We start from the raw sequence: 17,335 nt of genomic DNA, 5'->3' as shown, positions 1-17,335 counted from the left end.
GCTGCCGGTTTCATCCTTATGGTCGATGGTGCTGTGGTTTTTTCAGCAATGGCACAAATCCGTTGTTTTTCAAATGATTGTAATGCTCATCCATCCGTTTCGTAATATGTGTACCTTGTTCCTTTGTTAACACACCATATTGGACGTACTTCTCAATCACTTCTTTTCGTTTAGAAAGAATTTGCTGCTCAAGCGTTTCAATTTGTTTTTGTTGTTCTGTCGTTAGTTTTACTTGATGCGTTACTGGACGCTTTTCCATTTGGGGTGTTTCTCCATGAGCTGTTTCCATATAAAAACCAGACAACAGCATCATCGATAATATGATCAATCCACTTATTCTTTTCATCATTTTATTCCCTCCTTTATTCGCATTTATTTTGTGCACGCTTTCCTTTTTTATACATATTTCACCACACAAATTGCACATAATATTCTTACTTTTTCGCTTTTCTTCTGAAAACGTTGTCCTAACAGAAAAAGCGTGCTATGTTTTGTTTTGTATAAAAAATAGAGGAGGATTCTTAAATGAGTCGTTTTTATCATAGAAAATCGATCTGGGTAATGCTTGTTGTGTCTGCTTTCATACTTGTCTTGTCTGCTTGCAGTCAATCAGGCTCTTCTCAGTCTGGAGATTCAAAGTGGGATGAGATTCAAAAGAAAGGGAAAATCGTGGTTGCTACTTCAGGCACCCTTTATCCAACGTCATATCATGATACCGCTAATGGCAAGGATCAATTGACTGGTTATGAAGTGGAAGTGGTCAAAGAAGCATTTAAACGCCTTGATGTGAAAGTAGAATTTAAAGAAATGGGCTATGATGGCATGCTGAGCGCCATTAATTCTGGTCAAGTGGATGCCGCTGCAAATGACATTGACATCACAGATGACAGAAAAGATAAGTTCGCCTTTTCAACTCCTTATAAATATTCTTATGGCACGGCGATCGTAAGAAAAGATGATTTGTCTGGCATTAAAACGTTAAAAGATTTAAAAGGAAAGAAAGCAGCTGGTGCTGCCACAACGATTTACATGGATGTCGCTCGCAAGTACGGTGCGAAGGAAGTCATTTATGATAATGCGACAAACGAGCAATACTTAAAGGATGTCGCTAACGGTCGTACAGATGTCATTCTAAATGATTATTACTTGCAGACACTAGCTCTAGCTGCATTCCCGAAATTAAATATTACGATTCACCCTGACTTAAAATACATGCCAAACGAACAAGGTTTTGTGATGAAGAAAGACAACACAGAGCTTCAAAAAGAATTAAATCGTGTCTTAAAAGAAATGAAAAAAGACGGAACCATGAAAAAGATTTCCGAAAAATTCTTTAATCATGCAGACGTCTCAAAGAAAATAAATGCTGATGTCGAAGATGTCGACATTTCTAAATAAGGAGCCGCAAGCGTGGGAGATATTCATTTAGAATATATATTTAATCCTGCACTGGCAAAGGCGTCATTTCCATTTGTCATGAAAGGCATCTGGCTGACGTTGCTCATTTCCTTTGTGAGCATGTTTTTTGGCACCATTCTTGGCTTTTTTATTGCGCTTGCCAGAATGGCGAACACGTGGATGCTTTGGCTGCCTGCACGGCTGTATATCTCATTCATGCGTGGCGTGCCCATTCTGGTGATTTTGTTTATTCTTTATTTTGGATTTCCTTATATCGGCATTGAGTTTACAGCGGTCACTGCTGCCATTATTGGATTCAGCTTCAATAGCGCTGCCTATATTGCAGAAATCAATCGGGCGGCCCTCTCATCTGTTCCAAGTGGACAGGTGGAAGCTGCCAAATCACTAGGGCTCAGCTATTGGCAAACGATGCGCGGTGTCATTTTGCCTCAATCCGTCCGCATCGCACTGCCGCCATTGACCAATGTCATGCTCGATTTAATCAAAGCCTCCTCACTGGCTGCGATGATTACTGTACCCGAGCTTTTCCAGCAAGCAAAGATCGTAGGTGGGCGCGAATTCGATTATATGACCATGTATATTTTGGTCGCCCTCATTTACTGGGGCATTTGCAGCGTAGTCTCATTGCTTCAGGACTTTTTAGAAAAACACTATGCAAAATATCTGTAACAAAAAAGAGCAGATCCAATCGACCTGCTCTTTTTTAGATTCAGCTTTAATGTATTAGCCATAACCACGCATATAACCCCAGTAAAGTAAGGATCAAGGTTGGGATGGTCAGGATGATTCCGGCTTTCATGTATGCACCCCAAGAGATATGGACGCCTTTTTTCTTAAGAACATGAAGCCACAGCAATGTCGCCAATGAGCCGATAGGGGTCATTTTCGGACCAAGGTTGGAGCCGATGACATTGGCATAAATCAGTCCGTCTCTCATGACGCCTGCTGTATCTGTATGACCGATTGCTATCGCATCAATCAATACGGTAGGCAGATTGTTCATGACAGAGGACAGCACTGCGGCAAGCACGCCCATAAACATCGTTCCCGCAAGCAAGCCATGCGATGCTCCTTGTTCGATCCATGCTGCCAATATTTCTGTGAGACCAACATTCTTCAGTCCATATACGACGACATACATGCCGATTGAGAAAAAGACAATGGACCACGGTGCTTCTTTTACGACACGTTTTGTCGCCACTTGCGGACTTCTTCTTGCCAACCACAAGAAGACAAGGGCAATACCACCCACAATGATGGAGACCGGAACCCCAATGAGTTCCCCTGCAAAATAACCGACAAGCAGACAGCCAAGCACATACCAAGACAAGCGGAACATGCGGATATCCCGGATCGCTGATGCCGGTTCCTTCGCCTGTGATACATCGTATGTTTTTGGGATAAGCTTTCGGTAAAACACATAAAGCACTAGCATGCTTGCTCCAAGCGACACAAGGTTTGGCACGAACATGTTTGCTGTATATTCTAGAAACCCAATATGAAAATAGTCGGCTGATACGATATTGACCAAGTTACTAATAACAAATGGCAAAGAGGTTGTATCTGCAATAAAGCCGCTCGCCATCACAAAAGGCAGGATCATCCGCTCATCCAGCTTTAACGCTCTCACTACAGACAAGACGATCGGGGTCAAAATCAGTGCCGCTCCATCATTCGCAAAAAAAGCAGCCACGACAGCGCCGAGCAATGTTAAATAAATAAACATGCGGACACCGTTCCCTCTTGCGGCTTTTGCCATATGCAGTGCAGCCCATTCGAAAAACCCAATTTCATCTAAAATTAACGAAATAATAATGATGCCAATAAACGCAAATGTTGCGTTCCATACTATCTGCGTCACTTCCCACACATCGCCCAGATGAACGACACCAAAGGCAAGTGCAAGAATGGCGCCTCCACATGCTGACCATCCAATGGTTAAACGTCCTGGCTGCCAAATGACAAGGACGAGGGTCAGGATGAAAATCAAAATGGCCAAGGTGACTGCTCCCAAAGGTGGCCCCCCTTTCATAAAATCCTTATCTATCATACAACGAAACACAGCCGTTGTATGCCATTTTCACATGAAAACCCGCAGGTGATCCCGGGCACCTGCGGATTCGATGACTATTGATCTTTTTTCATCAGCATTAATTCAATAAATAACTCACATCGCTGGCTGAAGTGACTTAAATCGATTGAGGTCATATCAAAGATTTGTTTCATTCGATAATTTAATGTATTTTGATGAATAAACAACTGCTCCGCGGCTGGCTTTAGCTTGCAGTTATTCAATAAGTAGACTTCAAGCGTTTTTAAAAATGAGGTTTGGCTGTCACGGTCTTTTTCTTTCAAACGTAATAAATCTGGATTGAAGTCATTTTTCTTTTTTTGATGACTGTAAATTGAGTCTAAGAACCGGAAAACCCCCAGATTCTCGTAATCATATGGAATCAGCTCTTGTCCCCCCACAATTTTCACAGCCTTCACGACCTCTATCGCTTCAAATCGACTTGTGCTCATTTTCATGACATCTCGATATTCTCTTCCCATTCCAATATACAATGGAGAAGGATGGGCATGCGCTTTCGATTGCAGGTGAGCGATGACGTCAGCCGCAGTCGCTTTCGGTAAGTGCCGGTCTGACAAGCTGCCCAATATCACGACAATGTCGGCTTGAACGGAGTATACGTGATTCACCTTGTCTTCTAGCTGCAAATACGTCCGAATGACGTCTTTTACATCTTCTGCCGTCTCACTTTTGTTATCGGCAGCGTGTACGACCATGACAGTAAATACCGCTGGCAGCGGGATGCTTAAATTCTCAGCCTCCCACTTCAGTTCTTCTTCTGTATAAAAATGATCATCCATGACCTTTTTGAAAAATTCTTCAATCTTGCCTTCCTTTTTCTCCAGCTGTTTCTTATTCTTATAAATCACTTTTCCCACTTGAAAGGAAGCTTCATGCAAAAATTGCAGCTCCTCCTGCGTGAGAGAATCCTCAATGTCCTGCACCCAAATAAAGCCTACAACCTCTTGTTTGTGCTTGGCGCTCACAGCCACCCGCCGATTAAACCCGAGCTCGTCATGACCGCTCACATAAAAAGGCTTTGACTCCTTGTGAAGCCGCTCGATGACCCCTGTTTTCTTTAACCAATCGACTACAGACCCCGGACATTCCTTTGAGAAAATCGTTTGCTGATTGACTGGGTCAAACTGCTGAATGCTGTAAGAATTATAAGCAAGGAGCTGACACTCTGTGCTTTCTAGAATGACTGGTTTTTTTAAATACCCGCTAATAAATGCAATTAATTTATCGACATCAAAAAATGTATGAAGCTTTTCTAATATCTCTTCCATCCCGATTGCTCCCTGATTAAGTAATACATTTATCATACTTCTTTCCGGACAGATTTGCATAGAAACAAGTCGTAGACAAGCAAAAAAAGCATGAACCCGTGTGTACAGGTTCATGCTTTTCCAACTTAAAACATTTCACTAATCGTTTTTGCCTGCATGTGTAGAGCTAGGTAATCTGGACCACCTGCTTTTGAATCGGTTCCTGACATTTTGAATCCGCCGAATGGGTGGTATCCCACGATGGCTCCTGTGCAGTTACGGTTAAAGTAGAGGTTTCCTACGTGGAACTCCTGCTTCGCACGGTTGATGTGATCACGATTATTGGTAATGACAGCACCTGTCAAACCATATTCCGTGTTGTTGGCTACTTCAAGTGCCTCATCAAAGCTAGACACTTTCGAGAAGGCCAAGACAGGTCCAAAGATTTCTTCTTGCATCAAGCGAGATGTTGGCTCAAGATCCGCAAAAATGGTTGGATGAATGAAATATCCTTCCGAATTATCACTCGTTCCGCCAGTGACTAAGCGGCCTTCCTGTTTGCCAACCTCGATATAATCCGTGATCTTGTCAAAGGACGCTTGATCAATGACAGGCCCCATGTAGACATCCGCAGAAAGAGGGTTCGCTGTTGTTTTCGTTTCTGTGATTTCCTTCACTCGCTCGATCACTTGGTCATACAGCTTCTCGTGGACGACTGCCCGAGATCCAGCTGAACATTTCTGACCTGAAAAACCGAAGGCTGATGTGAAAATGGCATTAGCCGCTAATTCGACGTCTGCATCCTCATCTACAACCACTGTATCTTTACCGCCCATTTCAGCAATGACACGCTTTAAATGCTGCTGACCTGGCTGTACTTTTGCCGCACGTTCAAAGATACGTGTCCCTACTTCTCTTGAGCCAGTGAATGTAATCAGGCTTGTTTTCGGGTGATCGACTAAGTAATCTCCAACTTCAGCTCCGCTTCCTGGTACAAAGTTCACCACACCCTTTGGAAGACCTGCTTGCTCAAGCTCTTCCACAAAACGTGCGGCAATGACAGGAGTTGCACTTGCAGGTTTTAAGACAACTGTGTTCCCTGTAACGATTGGTGCTACTGTTGTTCCTGCCATAATGGCAAACAAGAAGTTCCACGGCGGAATGACGAGCGTCACGCCAGTTGGTGTGTATACGTATTGATTGTGTTCCCCTTCGCGGCTGTTCACTGGTTTGCCTTTCGCCAGCTCCAGCATTTGACGAGCATAATATTCAAGGAAGTCGATCGCTTCTGCTGTATCTGCGTCCGCCTCGTTCCAAGGCTTACCTGCTTCTTTGACAAGAAGGGCTGAATACTCATGCTTTTTACGGCGAATGCTTGCCGCAGCACGGAATATGACGCTGGCTCTTTCTTCTGGAGACGTATAGCGCCAAGTTTCAAATGCTTTCGCCGCAGCCTGAACCGCTTGTTCTGCCTCTTCTTTCCCGGCCTTTGATACGGTTCCAACAACTTCATCCTTTTTCGCTGGATTGATCGAGACAATTTGGTCTTTCGTTTCGATTCTTTCGCCATTAATCACGAGCGGATAGGTTTGACCCAGTGATTCTGTTACCTTTGCTAATGCTTGTTCAAACGCTTTACGGTTTTCTTCCTGGCTAAAATCCGTGAATGGTTCATGTTTGTAAGGTGTTGTCATCTTTGTCACGCTCCCGTTTCAAATTATTTTTTCGTCATTCCTTTTAAAGCAAAGGCAATGTTTGCCGGCCGTTCTGCAAGACGTCTCATGTAGTAGCCATACCACTCTCGTCCATACGGGGTATAGACCCTCATTTGATAGCCTTCCTTCACAAGTGCCTGCTGCGTTTCTGATCTCATGCCATACAGCATTTGAAATTCGAACTGACTTGTCGGTATATTGTGTTTTTTTACAATATTTTTCGTGAACTCGATCATTTGATCGTCATGTGTCGCAATGGCTGTATAGTTCCCTGTAAGTAATTGCTTTTCGATCAGTTTCTTGTAATTCTGATCAACGTCTTTTTTGTTCGGATACGCCACTTCGGCGGATTCCTTATAGGCACCCTTTACAAGTCGTAAAAATGGTTGCAGCTCATTGAGGTCATCAAGATCCTTTTCTGTTCTGTACAAATACGCCTGCAGGACCGTACTAACATACTCATATTGAGATTTCATCTCTTTAAAAATGTCCAGCGTTTTTTGACAGCGCTGTTCATCCTCCATATCGATTGTCACCATGATACGGTGTTTTTCTGCCGTATCTAAAATACGTTTCATATTGCGATACACAAGGTCATCGTCAATATCCAGGCCGAGTGATGTCATTTTGAGTGACACGTGGGAATTGAGTCCCGCCTCAGCAATCCGCTGAATGGTTTGAATACACTCATCCGTCCGCTCATTTGCAATCTCTGCCTTTGTGACAAACTCACCAAGGTGATCGACTGTTACAGCCATTCCTTGATCATTTAATCGTTTAATGACAGAGATAGCGCTCTCAAAATCTTTCCCACCGATGATTTTCTTAGATGCAACAGCACTTCCCCAATTACGAGCAATATGGTTCAAGAGACTGCTTTTTGACAAAAACAAGAAGAAATTTCTTGTGACCGACTCCATAAAGGGCACCTCCCACTCTTTGTAAGCTATGTCTTTATTGTAAGGCTCATAAGCTGTCCGCTACAATATTTGAAGATGACAAAAATTCTGACTTTTTTTGTGGTTTTATCACAATAAGAGATAAAAAAGAGCCTGCCGCTATCCGGCTGGCTCTTCCCTCCTACACCCACACCTCATCAAGGGTAGACTGCAGCAGCTCATTTAATTCTTGCATCAGATTGTCTTTCGGTTGATTGTAGCTTTTCACCAATTCATCAAAACGCGCCAGCTCTTTATCAATAAATGGATGGACATGAGCGAGACGGTTCTCTACATCCATTTCTTCTCCGTCCATTTTACGTTTGAGCAGTTCGTGAATTTCTGCTAAAAGCGGGCCTTCCTCCACTAGCTCTTTGAGCAATTCATGAAAGTCCATTGGTGGAACTGTCCGGTAACGCTCAATCCACTGACAGGCAAGCAGCGGACGAAGCACATAGAAATACTTCTTGATTCGCACCTGCTCTCCTCGTAAATGCCGACTCTCATTCCGCTTCGCCATATTGAGGTAATGATACATCAAAGCCGCAGGGTAAAACGCTCGATCTTTTAATTCTCTTAGCTGCTTTGCCAAAGAGAAAGATTCAGCATAAATGATATCAGAAGACAGCCATTCCATAATGGACGGATTTGATTTATTGAATAAGCGAAGTGCCTTTCTAAGCTCCCAGCCGCTGATGTCAAGCATGTCATCAATCGGTCGTTCAATGACATCACGATGCTCTTCCATTGCCCAATACCATTCTTTCCGGGGAACATATAAAAAACGAACATCATAATCACTATCAGTCGAGGGAAATCCCCATGCCCTGCTGCCTGATTCGACGGCAAGGCAAATCTTTACGTCATACGTTTTTTCAATGATTTTCAGCTCTTCCTTAATTCTCTCTCTCAAGCGTCCATCAACTCTTTCTATAGAATTCTGCATGACTTCTTCACGTTTTGGGAAAATACGAATAAGACATATATGAAAAAGGAGTTGGATCTAATGTCTATATCTCGCATTATGAAATGGATCACTGGGATTTTTGAAGCCTGCCTTGCCATCCCTGTGATCGGAGGTCTATTCGTTATCAGTAATGGCTATACACCGCTCATGGTCATGCTTATTCTGCATATTATCACACTCGTCTTATCGAAGCGAGACCAGGGACCAATGATTGGAAGCATCATCGGAATTGTCACATCCTGTCTTGCCTGGATTCCGATTCTCGGATTCATTCTTCATATCATCACTGCCCTTGCCCTCATTATCACCGCGTTAGTGCCTGATGAAAAAACGAGACAGAATACGAGCTATTAAAAAAGAGGCCCTCCTAGAGAGTGGCCTCTTTTCTTTTAATTCGTTAAATGCTTTTGTAAGAAGGCAAGCTTCTCTGTTTGAAAAGCCGGGATGTACTCGTGTCCAAAATAGCGGTACACCTTTAAATCTTTATCTGTTTCTAAATGGTTGTATACCGCAAACACAGTAGATGGGGGGGTGATTTGGTCGATCAAACCGATTGCCATCAACGTGGGCTGTTTCACCCATCCGGCTAAATTGATCAAATCAAAATAGCTTAACGTCTCAAATACCTTTTCTTCCGCTTCTGGATCACTGTTTCTGCGAAAGTATGAATTGATTTCTAAATAAGGATGTTCCAATGCCATATCCACTGCACGCTCGAAATTTGATAAGTACGGATAATCTGCCACGACGACCTTCGGAATGTCTGAAAGTGCTGCAGCTGCAACCGCTAGTGCACCACCCTGGCTGCCGCCCACCACGCCGATTCGGTGTTCATCCACTTCTGGGAAGGACTGAATCACGTCGAGCGCTCGAACCGCATCTAAATAAACACCCCGATAATAGTAGGTCTCTTTCGATAAAATACCTTTTGTCATCCACCCCAAAGCCTGCGCGCCTGGTGTCACTGTCTTATCTTCACTGCCGCCTTGACCGCGGACGAGCATACCAAATGTCGCATAGCCATGCAGTGCCCAATTGACGATGTCATGAATGTCGCCGTCATAGCTTGCATTATAGCCATGAAAACGAACGAGTGCTGGATGCGGACCTGTTTGATCTGGTACCGCATACCAGCCTTCAATTTGAGATTGACCAAAGCTTTGAAACGTCAGGCGGTACACCTTAACGCCCTTTACTGGATAATCATAAGGTTCAAGTGCTGGCTCTGCCTCCACTTGGTTCAGTTCTTCAAGCGACGCCTTCCAAAAGTCTGAGAAATCAGGACGTGCTGTTTTCTTCGGTTTATACTTTTTTAGCTCATCTAACGGTAAATCAAACAATTGCATATCCTACTATCCCCCTTTGTTTTATTAGTTGTGTGTATCATATCACTGTTTTCTTGACGAAGAAAGACATTTTCACTACAAAAGACAAAACCTTCTGACATTTCTATTGGCAAAGAAGATTGAAACCTTTATGATAAAGAAACTGGCTTGAAAACTAGAGATTCTTAGACAAAACAAATCAACAAATCCATTCATGGATTTCACATTCGTAATCATCGAATAAAGGAGGAACCTGTATGAAAATCGCCCTTGTCCAGATGGACGTACAAATTGGAGAACCTGATGTGAACTTTCAAAAAGCAGAAGCATTTTTAGAAGAAGCGATCCGCGAGCAGCCTGATCTGATCATTTTACCCGAAATGTGGAATACTGGTTACGCTCTTGAAAAAGCCGATCAGCTGGCAGATGTAAACGGTGAACGAACAAAACAGCTTTTCTCTTCCTTTGCCCGTAAGCACCAAGTCGTTCTCATTGCAGGAAGTGTATTGAACAAGCGCACAGAAGATGAGAGGATCACCAACACGATGTATGGATTTAACCGCCAAGGTGAGCTTTTAGTCGATTATGACAAAATTCATTTGTTCCGCTTAATGGATGAGCACAACTATTTAACTGCTGGTGATCAGCTTGGTTTATTTGACTATGATGAGGATGTGAAGATCGGCGCGATGATCTGCTATGACCTCCGCTTCCCGCAGCTTTCCAGAACGCTTGTCAATAAAGGGGCGAAGGTGCTTATCAATACGGCGCAATGGCCGTCAGCAAGAGTAGATCATTGGCGCAGCTTGCTTATCGCAAGAGCGATTGAAAATCAGTCATTTATGATTGCTGTTAACAGAACAGGCACAAGCAGAGACACTGAATTCCCTGGACACTCCATGGTGATTGATCCACTTGGCCGTATTCTGCTTGAAACAAGTCATGAGGAAGACATTTATTATGCGGAAATTGACCTTCAGCTAGTGGATGAAGTGAGACAGCAGATTCCTGTGATGACAGATCAGCGTCTGGACATCTATTAGAAAGCAGGGTGCTCCCCTGCTTTTTTCATTTAATTAAACGTTTGTTTAAGCTTTCCCTTGATTCTGGTAAAGGTCCATTAGGGCTTGAGCGGCTTTCGTTAAATACCTTTCTTCCACATATGCAAACACAAGAGTGCGGTTTGGGCATGAATCAATTTTCAAATAAGTGACTTCGTTCCTGTCCTCTTGTGCCACCATTTTCGGCACAACTGTCACACCTAGTCCATTTTTGACCAATGCCTGCGCTGTTTGAATATGACTTGTTTCAAAGGTAATTTTCGGCTGAAAACCATGTTGAAGACATAGTTCCGTGACCACTTGCCGAAAGCCGTATCCCTCTTTCAGCATAATGAATGCTGCGTCTTCCAGAAGGCGAAACGGAACAGCCCCTTTCTGATTTGCTTGATTGATGATATCGTTCAATTCCGCCTGTAACCAAGGTTGAGCAGATGGCGGTACTGCAAGAAGAAGCGGCTCTGTCAGCATGTGTTTCGTTTTCAATGATTCATGCTCGACCGGCATAGATAAAATAGCCAAATCCAGCTGACCAGCCAATAGAAGTTTTTCTAGCTCACGAGGTGATTCTTCTATTAGTTGAACGTGAACATGGGGATACGTTTGACAAAAGGTTTTTAATAAACCAGGCAAGACATATCCCCCTGTGACAGCTGGCGCTCCAATGTTCAGCTCTTTCCCCACCTCATAAGCTGCTTCTCCCATTTCACGCAGCAAATCATCTCTTTCCTTCAAAATGTTCTCAGCCCTTTTAATGAACCGACTCCCTTGAGGGGTGGGTGTGACTTGTCCATACTTTCGAATAAATAGGGGGGTGTCTAATTCCTCTTCCAGTTTCTTTATTTGTTGGCTTAAAGAAGGCTGTGCAATGTGAAGCTGGTCCGCTGCTTTTGTAAAACTTTTCTGCCGGTACACTTCCATGACATATTCCATCATTCGTATATCCACTTACATCACCTCATAGGTTTTAACTATTCATGTCATATCTTTTATGTCTTAGACAAATAACAAAAGGAATTTTACGATAAAGAGACAACAAAAGGGGGAGAAGAAATGAATCCATATGCTAAAGCTGAAAACCAATTCTCACAAAATGCCGAGAACTATCGAGATTCACCTATATTTTCAGCCGGAGAAGAGCTGGAATGGATGAAAGCGACAGCAAATGCGAAGGGTCATGAGCATTTACTTGATATCGGCTGCGGAGCAGGGCATACCGTTTTTTCCTTTTCAGACATTATTTCTAAAGGGATCGGCATTGATGTCACGCAAAAAATGATCGAGGTTGCAGCAGCACTTGCAAAAGAACGCCAGCTGGAACATATTACTTTTGAACGGGCAGCCGCAGAAGCATTGCCATTCGCTGATGAATCATTTGATATCGTGACGTGCCGGTTTGCCGCTCACCACTTTCCAAACCTTCCCGCAGCCATGTCCGAAATCAGCCGGGTCTTAAAAAAAGGCGGCGCATTTCTACTCGTCGACCATTATGCACCTGAGAATGCGGCACAGGATTCATTCATTAATCAATTAAATAGACTTAGAGATCCTTCTCATGTGCGAGAAAGCTCATTATCAGAATGGGAAGAGCTTTTCGCTACCAACAAACTGACTAAAAAAGAGATTCGTTACTGGGATCTGCAAATTGATTATCAGGACTGGATCACACGTGGACGCACACCAGAAAATGTCCAACAGGAGATCGTTTCCCATCTTCAAGCCGCAGACCCTGATACAAAGCAGCTATTTCAGCTTCAATTCGATGCACAGCAGCAGCCTATTTCCTTCTGCTTAAAAGCTGCACTCATTCAAGGAATCAAGAATTGAACTTATAGAAAAAGTCTACCTTCATCGGTAGACTTTTTTATTTCGAATATACATCTTCACTGTCTCACAGGTATGGCTTTTCATGTTCGTGACACGTCCCTCCTCACAACAAGGAGTGCTACATCGTGTTTCTATTATAAGATAAAAGAACGGAGATCGGTTAGGCATTTTAAAAATTGTACGTAGATCCTCTGAATAAAAAAAGAACCTACCCTCTTTGGAATAAGTTCTTCACTACGTGCGTCAATCACGGTGCAATATCCTCTAATACTTTCTCACGCGTTTCGATCATTTTAAAAGCAAGAATTGCTCCCACTACAGTCACACTTGCGAAAAGAATAAAAATAGTTGAAACACCGCTCACCTCTAAAATAAAGCCTATCATAATAGGAGCAATCGCTGAGGCCAGCCTAAGCCAAGCAGTAGCAAATGCCGTTCCAATCACCCTCATACGTGTTGGATAAATTTCAGGTGTATATAAATAGAGAAGAACTGTAATTGTCCCCATCATTCCGTAAGCAGCGGACCCTAAATAGATCACACTTTCTGGAGAACTCGCTCCGCTGATCCATAAAGCCGTTAATAAAGCACCTGTTACGATAAATGCAATGGTTGCCCAGCGCTTTCGTCCTACTTTATCAATTAAAAATGCACAAGCGAATACACCTACGGTCTGTAAAATATTTGTCAGAGAGGCTGCCCTTAATGAATCTCCAACTGGCAAATTGTAAACCGTATTATAAAGACTTGGTAACCAGTTATTTAAACCATTCGATACAAAGTAGGCAGAAAACCATAGTCCCCATACGATCAATGTTCTTTTACGGTAAAAAGTTGAAAAAAGCTCTTTCCAATCGCCCTTTTCAGTACTATTATATACTTGTTTTACAGGCATTCGTTTGTCAGTACTAGCTTCAATTTCTTCAATAATTCTTTCGGCCTCATCTAATCTGCCTTTCGAAATAAGCCATCTTGGAGATTCACGTAACATAAAAAAGAATACAAAGACGATTAGACCTCCAATGCCTCCAATTAAAAACATCCACTTCCACCCAAAGCTAGGTACAACAAATGCGCCGATTTGAGCTGAGATCATTAACCCTAAAGGAAAAATCATCTCATAAAGCATAAAAAATCTGCCTCTCCCTTGAGCCCGGGATAGCTCATTGATATATGAGGCTGCTACCGGCACCTCTCCTCCTACCCCAATTCCTTGTATAAAACGAAAAATAAACAGTGCCATAAAATTACCTGAAAACACACATGCAATACTCATGACGGACATGAGGAGTATAGTCCACTTTGCACTAAAAACACGGCCACGCCTTTCTGCTAACCATCCAAAGAAAATGGCACCAATCGCTTGTCCTATATAACCAGACCCAATAAGAAGACCAATTTGAGCAGGTGATAAACTCCACATGCCGATGAGAACTGGGAGAACAAACGCTAAAGACAGAGCATCAAAAGCATCAAAAAAGGTGGCAGATCCCATAATGATACGAGGCTTTAAATGCCATCTAGAAAAAGGTACACTTTCCATTCTCGTCAATAGTTGTGAAGCTCTATCAACAACTTGCCCATCATGAGAATTTGAATTTTCGCTGACTTCTAACGTCATGATATCTCCTCCTTATTAGAGGAAATGATGCAAAAGTACATGCCGAAGAGCGCTAAAGAAATCGCTTACATTTTAAATCAAGAGACATTCTAGAGCGTTCATACGAGTTTTCAGCATCTATCATTTCTTTTTTGGCGTTCCCGTGGTGCCCCGATCTATGTAGTACATAGGGAAGATATGTTCCATCGCCTCTAACTGTTCTCCTTCTAATACCTGTGTTAATAAAGAAACAGCTTTTCTCCCCATTCCAACTAAATCTACATGAACTGAAGATAAAGAAGGGGATAGAAAACTTGCAATGGGCACATCATCGGCACCAACGACTGACAAGTCATGAGGTATGGACACATTTGCGTGATCTGCAGCTTTCATGACCCCCATCGCCAAAAAATCTGAAGAGCAAACAACTCCAGTCATGTGCTGGTTTCCTTGGAGAAATTGAGAAACCACTTCTACTACTTTTCCCCCATCAAATTCATCTAACTCAAACACAAGTTCTTTGTTCATTGTTAACCCTAAATTTTTAAGTGTGCGCTCATATCCCTTGTAGTACCTCACACTATGCATCGAACTCATTGGACCATTGACCAGCCCAATGGTTCGATGACCTTTCTCAAATAAGGCCGTTACGGATTGACACACACCTTCTTCATCATCTGGCCTGACACATGGGAAAGGAGAATCCTCTAAGTAACTTCCAACAACAATAATGGGAATAGCTAAACTTTTTAACCAATCCATACTCAATTCTTCATTTCTTGGAGAAAATAAAATGGCACCATCTACAGCCTGTGTTTCAAGTAATCGCTGCTGCTGTATAGATGTAAATGACATCAACATATTGAATTCAGTTTCATCTAATTCCTTCGCAATACCATCTAAAATCGTCGAAAAAAATGGATTATTCAAAATATATGAACCACGCGGAACCACGACAGCTATATTGCCAGTCTTTCTTTTAACGAGCCCTCTAGCTCCTAAATTAGGGCGATAGCCTAACTCATCAATCACTTGTTTGATTCTTTCAGCCGTTTGAGCACCTACTCCTGGTTTACCACTTAATACTCTGGAAACAGAGGCGATAGACACTCCAGCTTTCAATGCGACATCTTTAATACTTACTGACACATTTCATACCTCCGGGAGTCTGTTGTTTTATACACTATTATAACCTGACTCACCTTCATCATGAAATCAATGGTCTGTTATCTACCGACGTTTTCCTTAAGCAAACCAACACTTTGAAGGCCCTGGCGAATTTCTTCTTTTTCCTCATCAGTTAAAGGTAATACCGGCTTCCTAGCAAGCGAGCTACTGATCAAACCTCGCTGATACATCGCTTCCTTCATGCGCAGATGAGAAGTAGATGAAGGTTCATCCATTTTATACACAGCATGCTTTAATTCAAAGATTCTATCGTAAACTTTATTAGCCGCTACAAGGTCTTTTTCTTCCACACATTTCACAAGTTCAGCGATCAAATCTGGCACGAAACAGCCGAAACCTACAAGTGCTCCATCAATGCCTTGAACCAATGTTGGCAATAAATATTCATCATGACATGTGAGTAACGATACATCTGGTGCATGTTTTTTCAATGCCCGTACATCGACCTCGTATTGCGCCATGTCTCTTTGACCAATTTTAAACGAAACAACATTCTCAATTTCCGACATTTCTAGTAATTGACTGGTTGTATATGAGGTTTTTGTCCATGTTGGATATTGATGGACAATGATTGAAATATCAATCGCTTCTGCAACATCTTTAAAGAATTGGACAGGTGATTCAGGCTGCATACCGAATCTTAGCCATGAATGTGGCGGCATGAGAAGTATACCTTCACCACCAGCTTCTTCAACGGCTTTTGCATGCTGGATCGCTTCAATTGTCCCTTCTGCAGAAACCCCAGAAATGACAGGTACTTCCCCTTTTAATTCGTCGGCTGCAATGCGCACTGCTTCAGCTCGTTCATGTGGCAGTAAAGTCATAATCTCGCCAGTATGTCCATTGACAACAATCCCGTTAATCCCTTTGTGATCCGCCACCCAACGGACAAGCTTACGAAAAGCAGGTTCATCAATTGAATAGTCATCTTTAAAAGGAATTAAGACAGCTGGGAATACACCGCTCCATTTTTCTTTATTTTTCATAAACAAATTCCTCCCCATTCATTATAGTAAACGTTTACGGTAAGCGTTTACGTAAACTATCATAGAATGATATTGCCGGAGGTGTCAACATTATTTTTTTAAAATTATAATAATTCAAAAAACTATTGTTGAATTTTAGATACTATTTTATTTTTCCAAAAAAGAAAATAAGGGATATATTTTGTTTACCATATCAACCAAAAAAACCCTCATCTTCATGAACTGGTTGAAGTATGATACCTCTTTTTCCAAACGGCAACATACCAAAAAAAGGATAAATAAATTTTTATGGTCAAAACATCAAAAGGTTTTCTATCACGCTGAAAAGAAAGAAGACAAAGGGCTAAAATAAAGATCATTTTAGCCCTTTGTCAACAATCTGAGTCTACCCTAAACGGTAGACTTTTTTTATTTCGAATATAAATCCCAGCCAAGCTTGAGTGTGTCCACAATATAATTGGCGACTTCCTCAGCCTCTAAATGATCTGTTTCCACCCTGGAGTTATGAAGAGAATAAATCTCCCGGCGTTCTTCAAACAGCTCTTTCATTTCATCAAGCGACCGGTTGTGAAGAACAGGACGGTTTTCAATTAATATATCAAGTCGCTGCTTCCAATTCTCCCAAGATAGGTCAAGGAAAAGAACCGTACAATGCTTCAAGCAGGCACGTTTGATTTCTTCCTGTTTGAATGCACCGCCTCCAAGTGAGACGATCTTGAGTTGTGTATGTTCGCATAAATCGACGATATAATCCTTTTCAGCCTGTCTGAAGAATGCTTCTCCTTTTTGCTGAAACATCTCTGGAATCGTCATGTTGTATTTTTTCTCAATCTCCTGATCGACATCAATAAAATCTCGATATAGCTTTTTGGCAACTAGCTGACCAATGGTTGTTTTCCCAACACCCATAAAGCCAATGAGAACAATATTCCGCTGTCTTACAGGGATTTCTCTATTGATTTTCATGATCGTG

The 17,335-nt window shown here is 42.3% G+C and carries 17 protein-coding genes; 5 read left to right on the top strand and 12 right to left on the bottom strand.

Features of this window, described 5'->3' with window-relative positions; all coding sequences use genetic code 11:
• Nucleotides 1–16: 16 nt before the first annotated feature.
• A complete protein-coding gene (locus MHH54_RS01955) occupies nucleotides 17–346 on the bottom strand; it encodes a YckD family protein (RefSeq protein WP_050943461.1) in 330 nt (109 codons plus the stop codon).
• Between the two features lie 179 nt (nucleotides 347–525).
• Between MHH54_RS01955 and MHH54_RS01950 the strand changes: the two genes are divergently transcribed.
• A complete protein-coding gene (locus MHH54_RS01950) occupies nucleotides 526–1,398 on the top strand; it encodes a transporter substrate-binding domain-containing protein (RefSeq protein ID WP_050943239.1) in 873 nt (290 codons plus the stop codon).
• A 12-nt stretch (nucleotides 1,399–1,410) separates the two neighbouring features.
• Nucleotides 1,411–2,088: an amino acid ABC transporter permease gene (locus tag MHH54_RS01945; protein WP_003214368.1), complete on the top strand. Its 678-nt coding sequence runs from the start codon at nucleotides 1,411–1,413 to the stop codon at nucleotides 2,086–2,088.
• Nucleotides 2,089–2,134: 46 nt separating this feature from the next.
• Here the strand turns inward: MHH54_RS01945 and MHH54_RS01940 are convergent, their stop codons facing one another.
• The 5 genes from MHH54_RS01940 to MHH54_RS01920 all read right to left on the bottom strand — a co-directional run bounded on the left by MHH54_RS01940 (nucleotide 2,135) and on the right by MHH54_RS01920 (nucleotide 8,357).
• Nucleotides 2,135–3,433, bottom strand: coding sequence for an arsenic transporter (locus MHH54_RS01940; RefSeq protein ID WP_050943242.1), 1,299 nt, complete (start codon nucleotides 3,431–3,433; stop codon nucleotides 2,135–2,137).
• Between the two features lie 113 nt (nucleotides 3,434–3,546).
• A complete protein-coding gene (locus MHH54_RS01935) occupies nucleotides 3,547–4,779 on the bottom strand; it encodes a helix-turn-helix domain-containing protein (RefSeq protein ID WP_268493174.1) in 1,233 nt (410 codons plus the stop codon).
• A gap of 125 nt (nucleotides 4,780–4,904) precedes the next feature.
• Nucleotides 4,905–6,452 carry an L-glutamate gamma-semialdehyde dehydrogenase gene (gene pruA / locus MHH54_RS01930; protein ID WP_003214333.1) on the bottom strand — a complete coding sequence of 516 codons (1,548 nt, stop codon included), beginning with the start codon at nucleotides 6,450–6,452 and terminating at the stop codon, nucleotides 4,905–4,907.
• A 23-nt stretch (nucleotides 6,453–6,475) separates the two neighbouring features.
• Complete coding sequence (locus MHH54_RS01925) at nucleotides 6,476–7,393, bottom strand: proline dehydrogenase (protein ID WP_003214449.1); 918 nt, start codon at nucleotides 7,391–7,393, stop codon at nucleotides 6,476–6,478.
• A 160-nt stretch (nucleotides 7,394–7,553) separates the two neighbouring features.
• Entirely contained in the window at nucleotides 7,554–8,357 is an 804-nt protein-coding gene (locus MHH54_RS01920) for a nucleotidyltransferase domain-containing protein (protein WP_342500606.1), read from the bottom strand.
• Between the two features lie 60 nt (nucleotides 8,358–8,417).
• Between MHH54_RS01920 and MHH54_RS01915 the strand changes: the two genes are divergently transcribed.
• Nucleotides 8,418–8,732, top strand: a complete 315-nt coding sequence (locus MHH54_RS01915; RefSeq protein WP_003213913.1) for a hypothetical protein — start codon at nucleotides 8,418–8,420, stop codon at nucleotides 8,730–8,732.
• Nucleotides 8,733–8,767: 35 nt separating this feature from the next.
• On the opposite strand, the gene MHH54_RS01910 is transcribed toward MHH54_RS01915, so the two are convergent.
• Nucleotides 8,768–9,724 carry an acetylxylan esterase gene (locus MHH54_RS01910; RefSeq protein WP_003214108.1) on the bottom strand — a complete coding sequence of 319 codons (957 nt, stop codon included), beginning with the start codon at nucleotides 9,722–9,724 and terminating at the stop codon, nucleotides 8,768–8,770.
• 236 nt (nucleotides 9,725–9,960) lie between these two features.
• Here MHH54_RS01910 and MHH54_RS01905 point away from each other — a divergent pair, with 236 nt between their 5' ends.
• Nucleotides 9,961–10,746, top strand: coding sequence for a carbon-nitrogen family hydrolase (locus MHH54_RS01905; RefSeq protein ID WP_003214317.1), 786 nt, complete (start codon nucleotides 9,961–9,963; stop codon nucleotides 10,744–10,746).
• A gap of 45 nt (nucleotides 10,747–10,791) precedes the next feature.
• Here MHH54_RS01905 and MHH54_RS01900 read toward each other — a convergent pair whose 3' ends face one another.
• Entirely contained in the window at nucleotides 10,792–11,697 is a 906-nt protein-coding gene (locus MHH54_RS01900; RefSeq protein ID WP_034620230.1) for a LysR substrate-binding domain-containing protein, read from the bottom strand.
• A gap of 117 nt (nucleotides 11,698–11,814) precedes the next feature.
• Here MHH54_RS01900 and MHH54_RS01895 point away from each other — a divergent pair, with 117 nt between their 5' ends.
• Nucleotides 11,815–12,588: a class I SAM-dependent methyltransferase gene (locus tag MHH54_RS01895; RefSeq protein ID WP_342500605.1), complete on the top strand. Its 774-nt coding sequence runs from the start codon at nucleotides 11,815–11,817 to the stop codon at nucleotides 12,586–12,588.
• 247 nt (nucleotides 12,589–12,835) lie between these two features.
• On the opposite strand, the gene MHH54_RS01890 is transcribed toward MHH54_RS01895, so the two are convergent.
• The 4 genes from MHH54_RS01890 to MHH54_RS01875 all read right to left on the bottom strand — a co-directional run bounded on the left by MHH54_RS01890 (nucleotide 12,836) and on the right by MHH54_RS01875 (nucleotide 17,328).
• A complete protein-coding gene (locus MHH54_RS01890; RefSeq protein ID WP_106029630.1) occupies nucleotides 12,836–14,209 on the bottom strand; it encodes an MFS transporter in 1,374 nt (457 codons plus the stop codon).
• 120 nt (nucleotides 14,210–14,329) lie between these two features.
• On the bottom strand, nucleotides 14,330–15,337 hold the full coding sequence (locus MHH54_RS01885; protein WP_106032930.1) for a LacI family DNA-binding transcriptional regulator: 1,008 nt from the start codon (nucleotides 15,335–15,337) through the stop codon (nucleotides 14,330–14,332).
• 77 nt (nucleotides 15,338–15,414) lie between these two features.
• Nucleotides 15,415–16,362 carry a dihydrodipicolinate synthase family protein gene (locus MHH54_RS01880; protein ID WP_003213849.1) on the bottom strand — a complete coding sequence of 316 codons (948 nt, stop codon included), beginning with the start codon at nucleotides 16,360–16,362 and terminating at the stop codon, nucleotides 15,415–15,417.
• A gap of 408 nt (nucleotides 16,363–16,770) precedes the next feature.
• Nucleotides 16,771–17,328, bottom strand: coding sequence for a shikimate kinase (locus MHH54_RS01875; RefSeq protein ID WP_050943259.1), 558 nt, complete (start codon nucleotides 17,326–17,328; stop codon nucleotides 16,771–16,773).
• Between the last annotated feature and the right edge of the window lie 7 nt (nucleotides 17,329–17,335).

It is taken from the genome of Bacillus sp. FSL K6-4563, from assembly GCF_038630405.1.
GTDB lineage: Bacteria > Bacillota > Bacilli > Bacillales > Bacillaceae > Bacillus > Bacillus pumilus.
This window is presented reverse-complemented; position numbering and strand designations above follow the sequence as displayed.

Coding starts and splice junctions, on each gene's coding strand:
- MHH54_RS01915 (WP_003213913.1), top strand. CDS start 8,418: ATGTCTATATCTCGCATTATGAAATGGATCACTGGGATTTTTGAAGCC.
- pruA (WP_003214333.1), bottom strand. CDS start 6,452: ATGACAACACCTTACAAACATGAACCATTCACGGATTTTAGCCAGGAA.
- MHH54_RS01955 (WP_050943461.1), bottom strand. CDS start 346: ATGAAAAGAATAAGTGGATTGATCATATTATCGATGATGCTGTTGTCT.
- MHH54_RS01890 (WP_106029630.1), bottom strand. CDS start 14,209: ATGACGTTAGAAGTCAGCGAAAATTCAAATTCTCATGATGGGCAAGTT.
- MHH54_RS01910 (WP_003214108.1), bottom strand. CDS start 9,724: ATGCAATTGTTTGATTTACCGTTAGATGAGCTAAAAAAGTATAAACCG.
- MHH54_RS01905 (WP_003214317.1), top strand. CDS start 9,961: ATGAAAATCGCCCTTGTCCAGATGGACGTACAAATTGGAGAACCTGAT.
- MHH54_RS01920 (WP_342500606.1), bottom strand. CDS start 8,357: ATGCAGAATTCTATAGAAAGAGTTGATGGACGCTTGAGAGAGAGAATT.
- MHH54_RS01875 (WP_050943259.1), bottom strand. CDS start 17,328: ATGAAAATCAATAGAGAAATCCCTGTAAGACAGCGGAATATTGTTCTC.
- MHH54_RS01925 (WP_003214449.1), bottom strand. CDS start 7,393: ATGGAGTCGGTCACAAGAAATTTCTTCTTGTTTTTGTCAAAAAGCAGT.
- MHH54_RS01900 (WP_034620230.1), bottom strand. CDS start 11,697: ATGATGGAATATGTCATGGAAGTGTACCGGCAGAAAAGTTTTACAAAA.
- MHH54_RS01880 (WP_003213849.1), bottom strand. CDS start 16,362: ATGAAAAATAAAGAAAAATGGAGCGGTGTATTCCCAGCTGTCTTAATT.
- MHH54_RS01950 (WP_050943239.1), top strand. CDS start 526: ATGAGTCGTTTTTATCATAGAAAATCGATCTGGGTAATGCTTGTTGTG.
- MHH54_RS01895 (WP_342500605.1), top strand. CDS start 11,815: ATGAATCCATATGCTAAAGCTGAAAACCAATTCTCACAAAATGCCGAG.
- MHH54_RS01935 (WP_268493174.1), bottom strand. CDS start 4,779: ATGGAAGAGATATTAGAAAAGCTTCATACATTTTTTGATGTCGATAAA.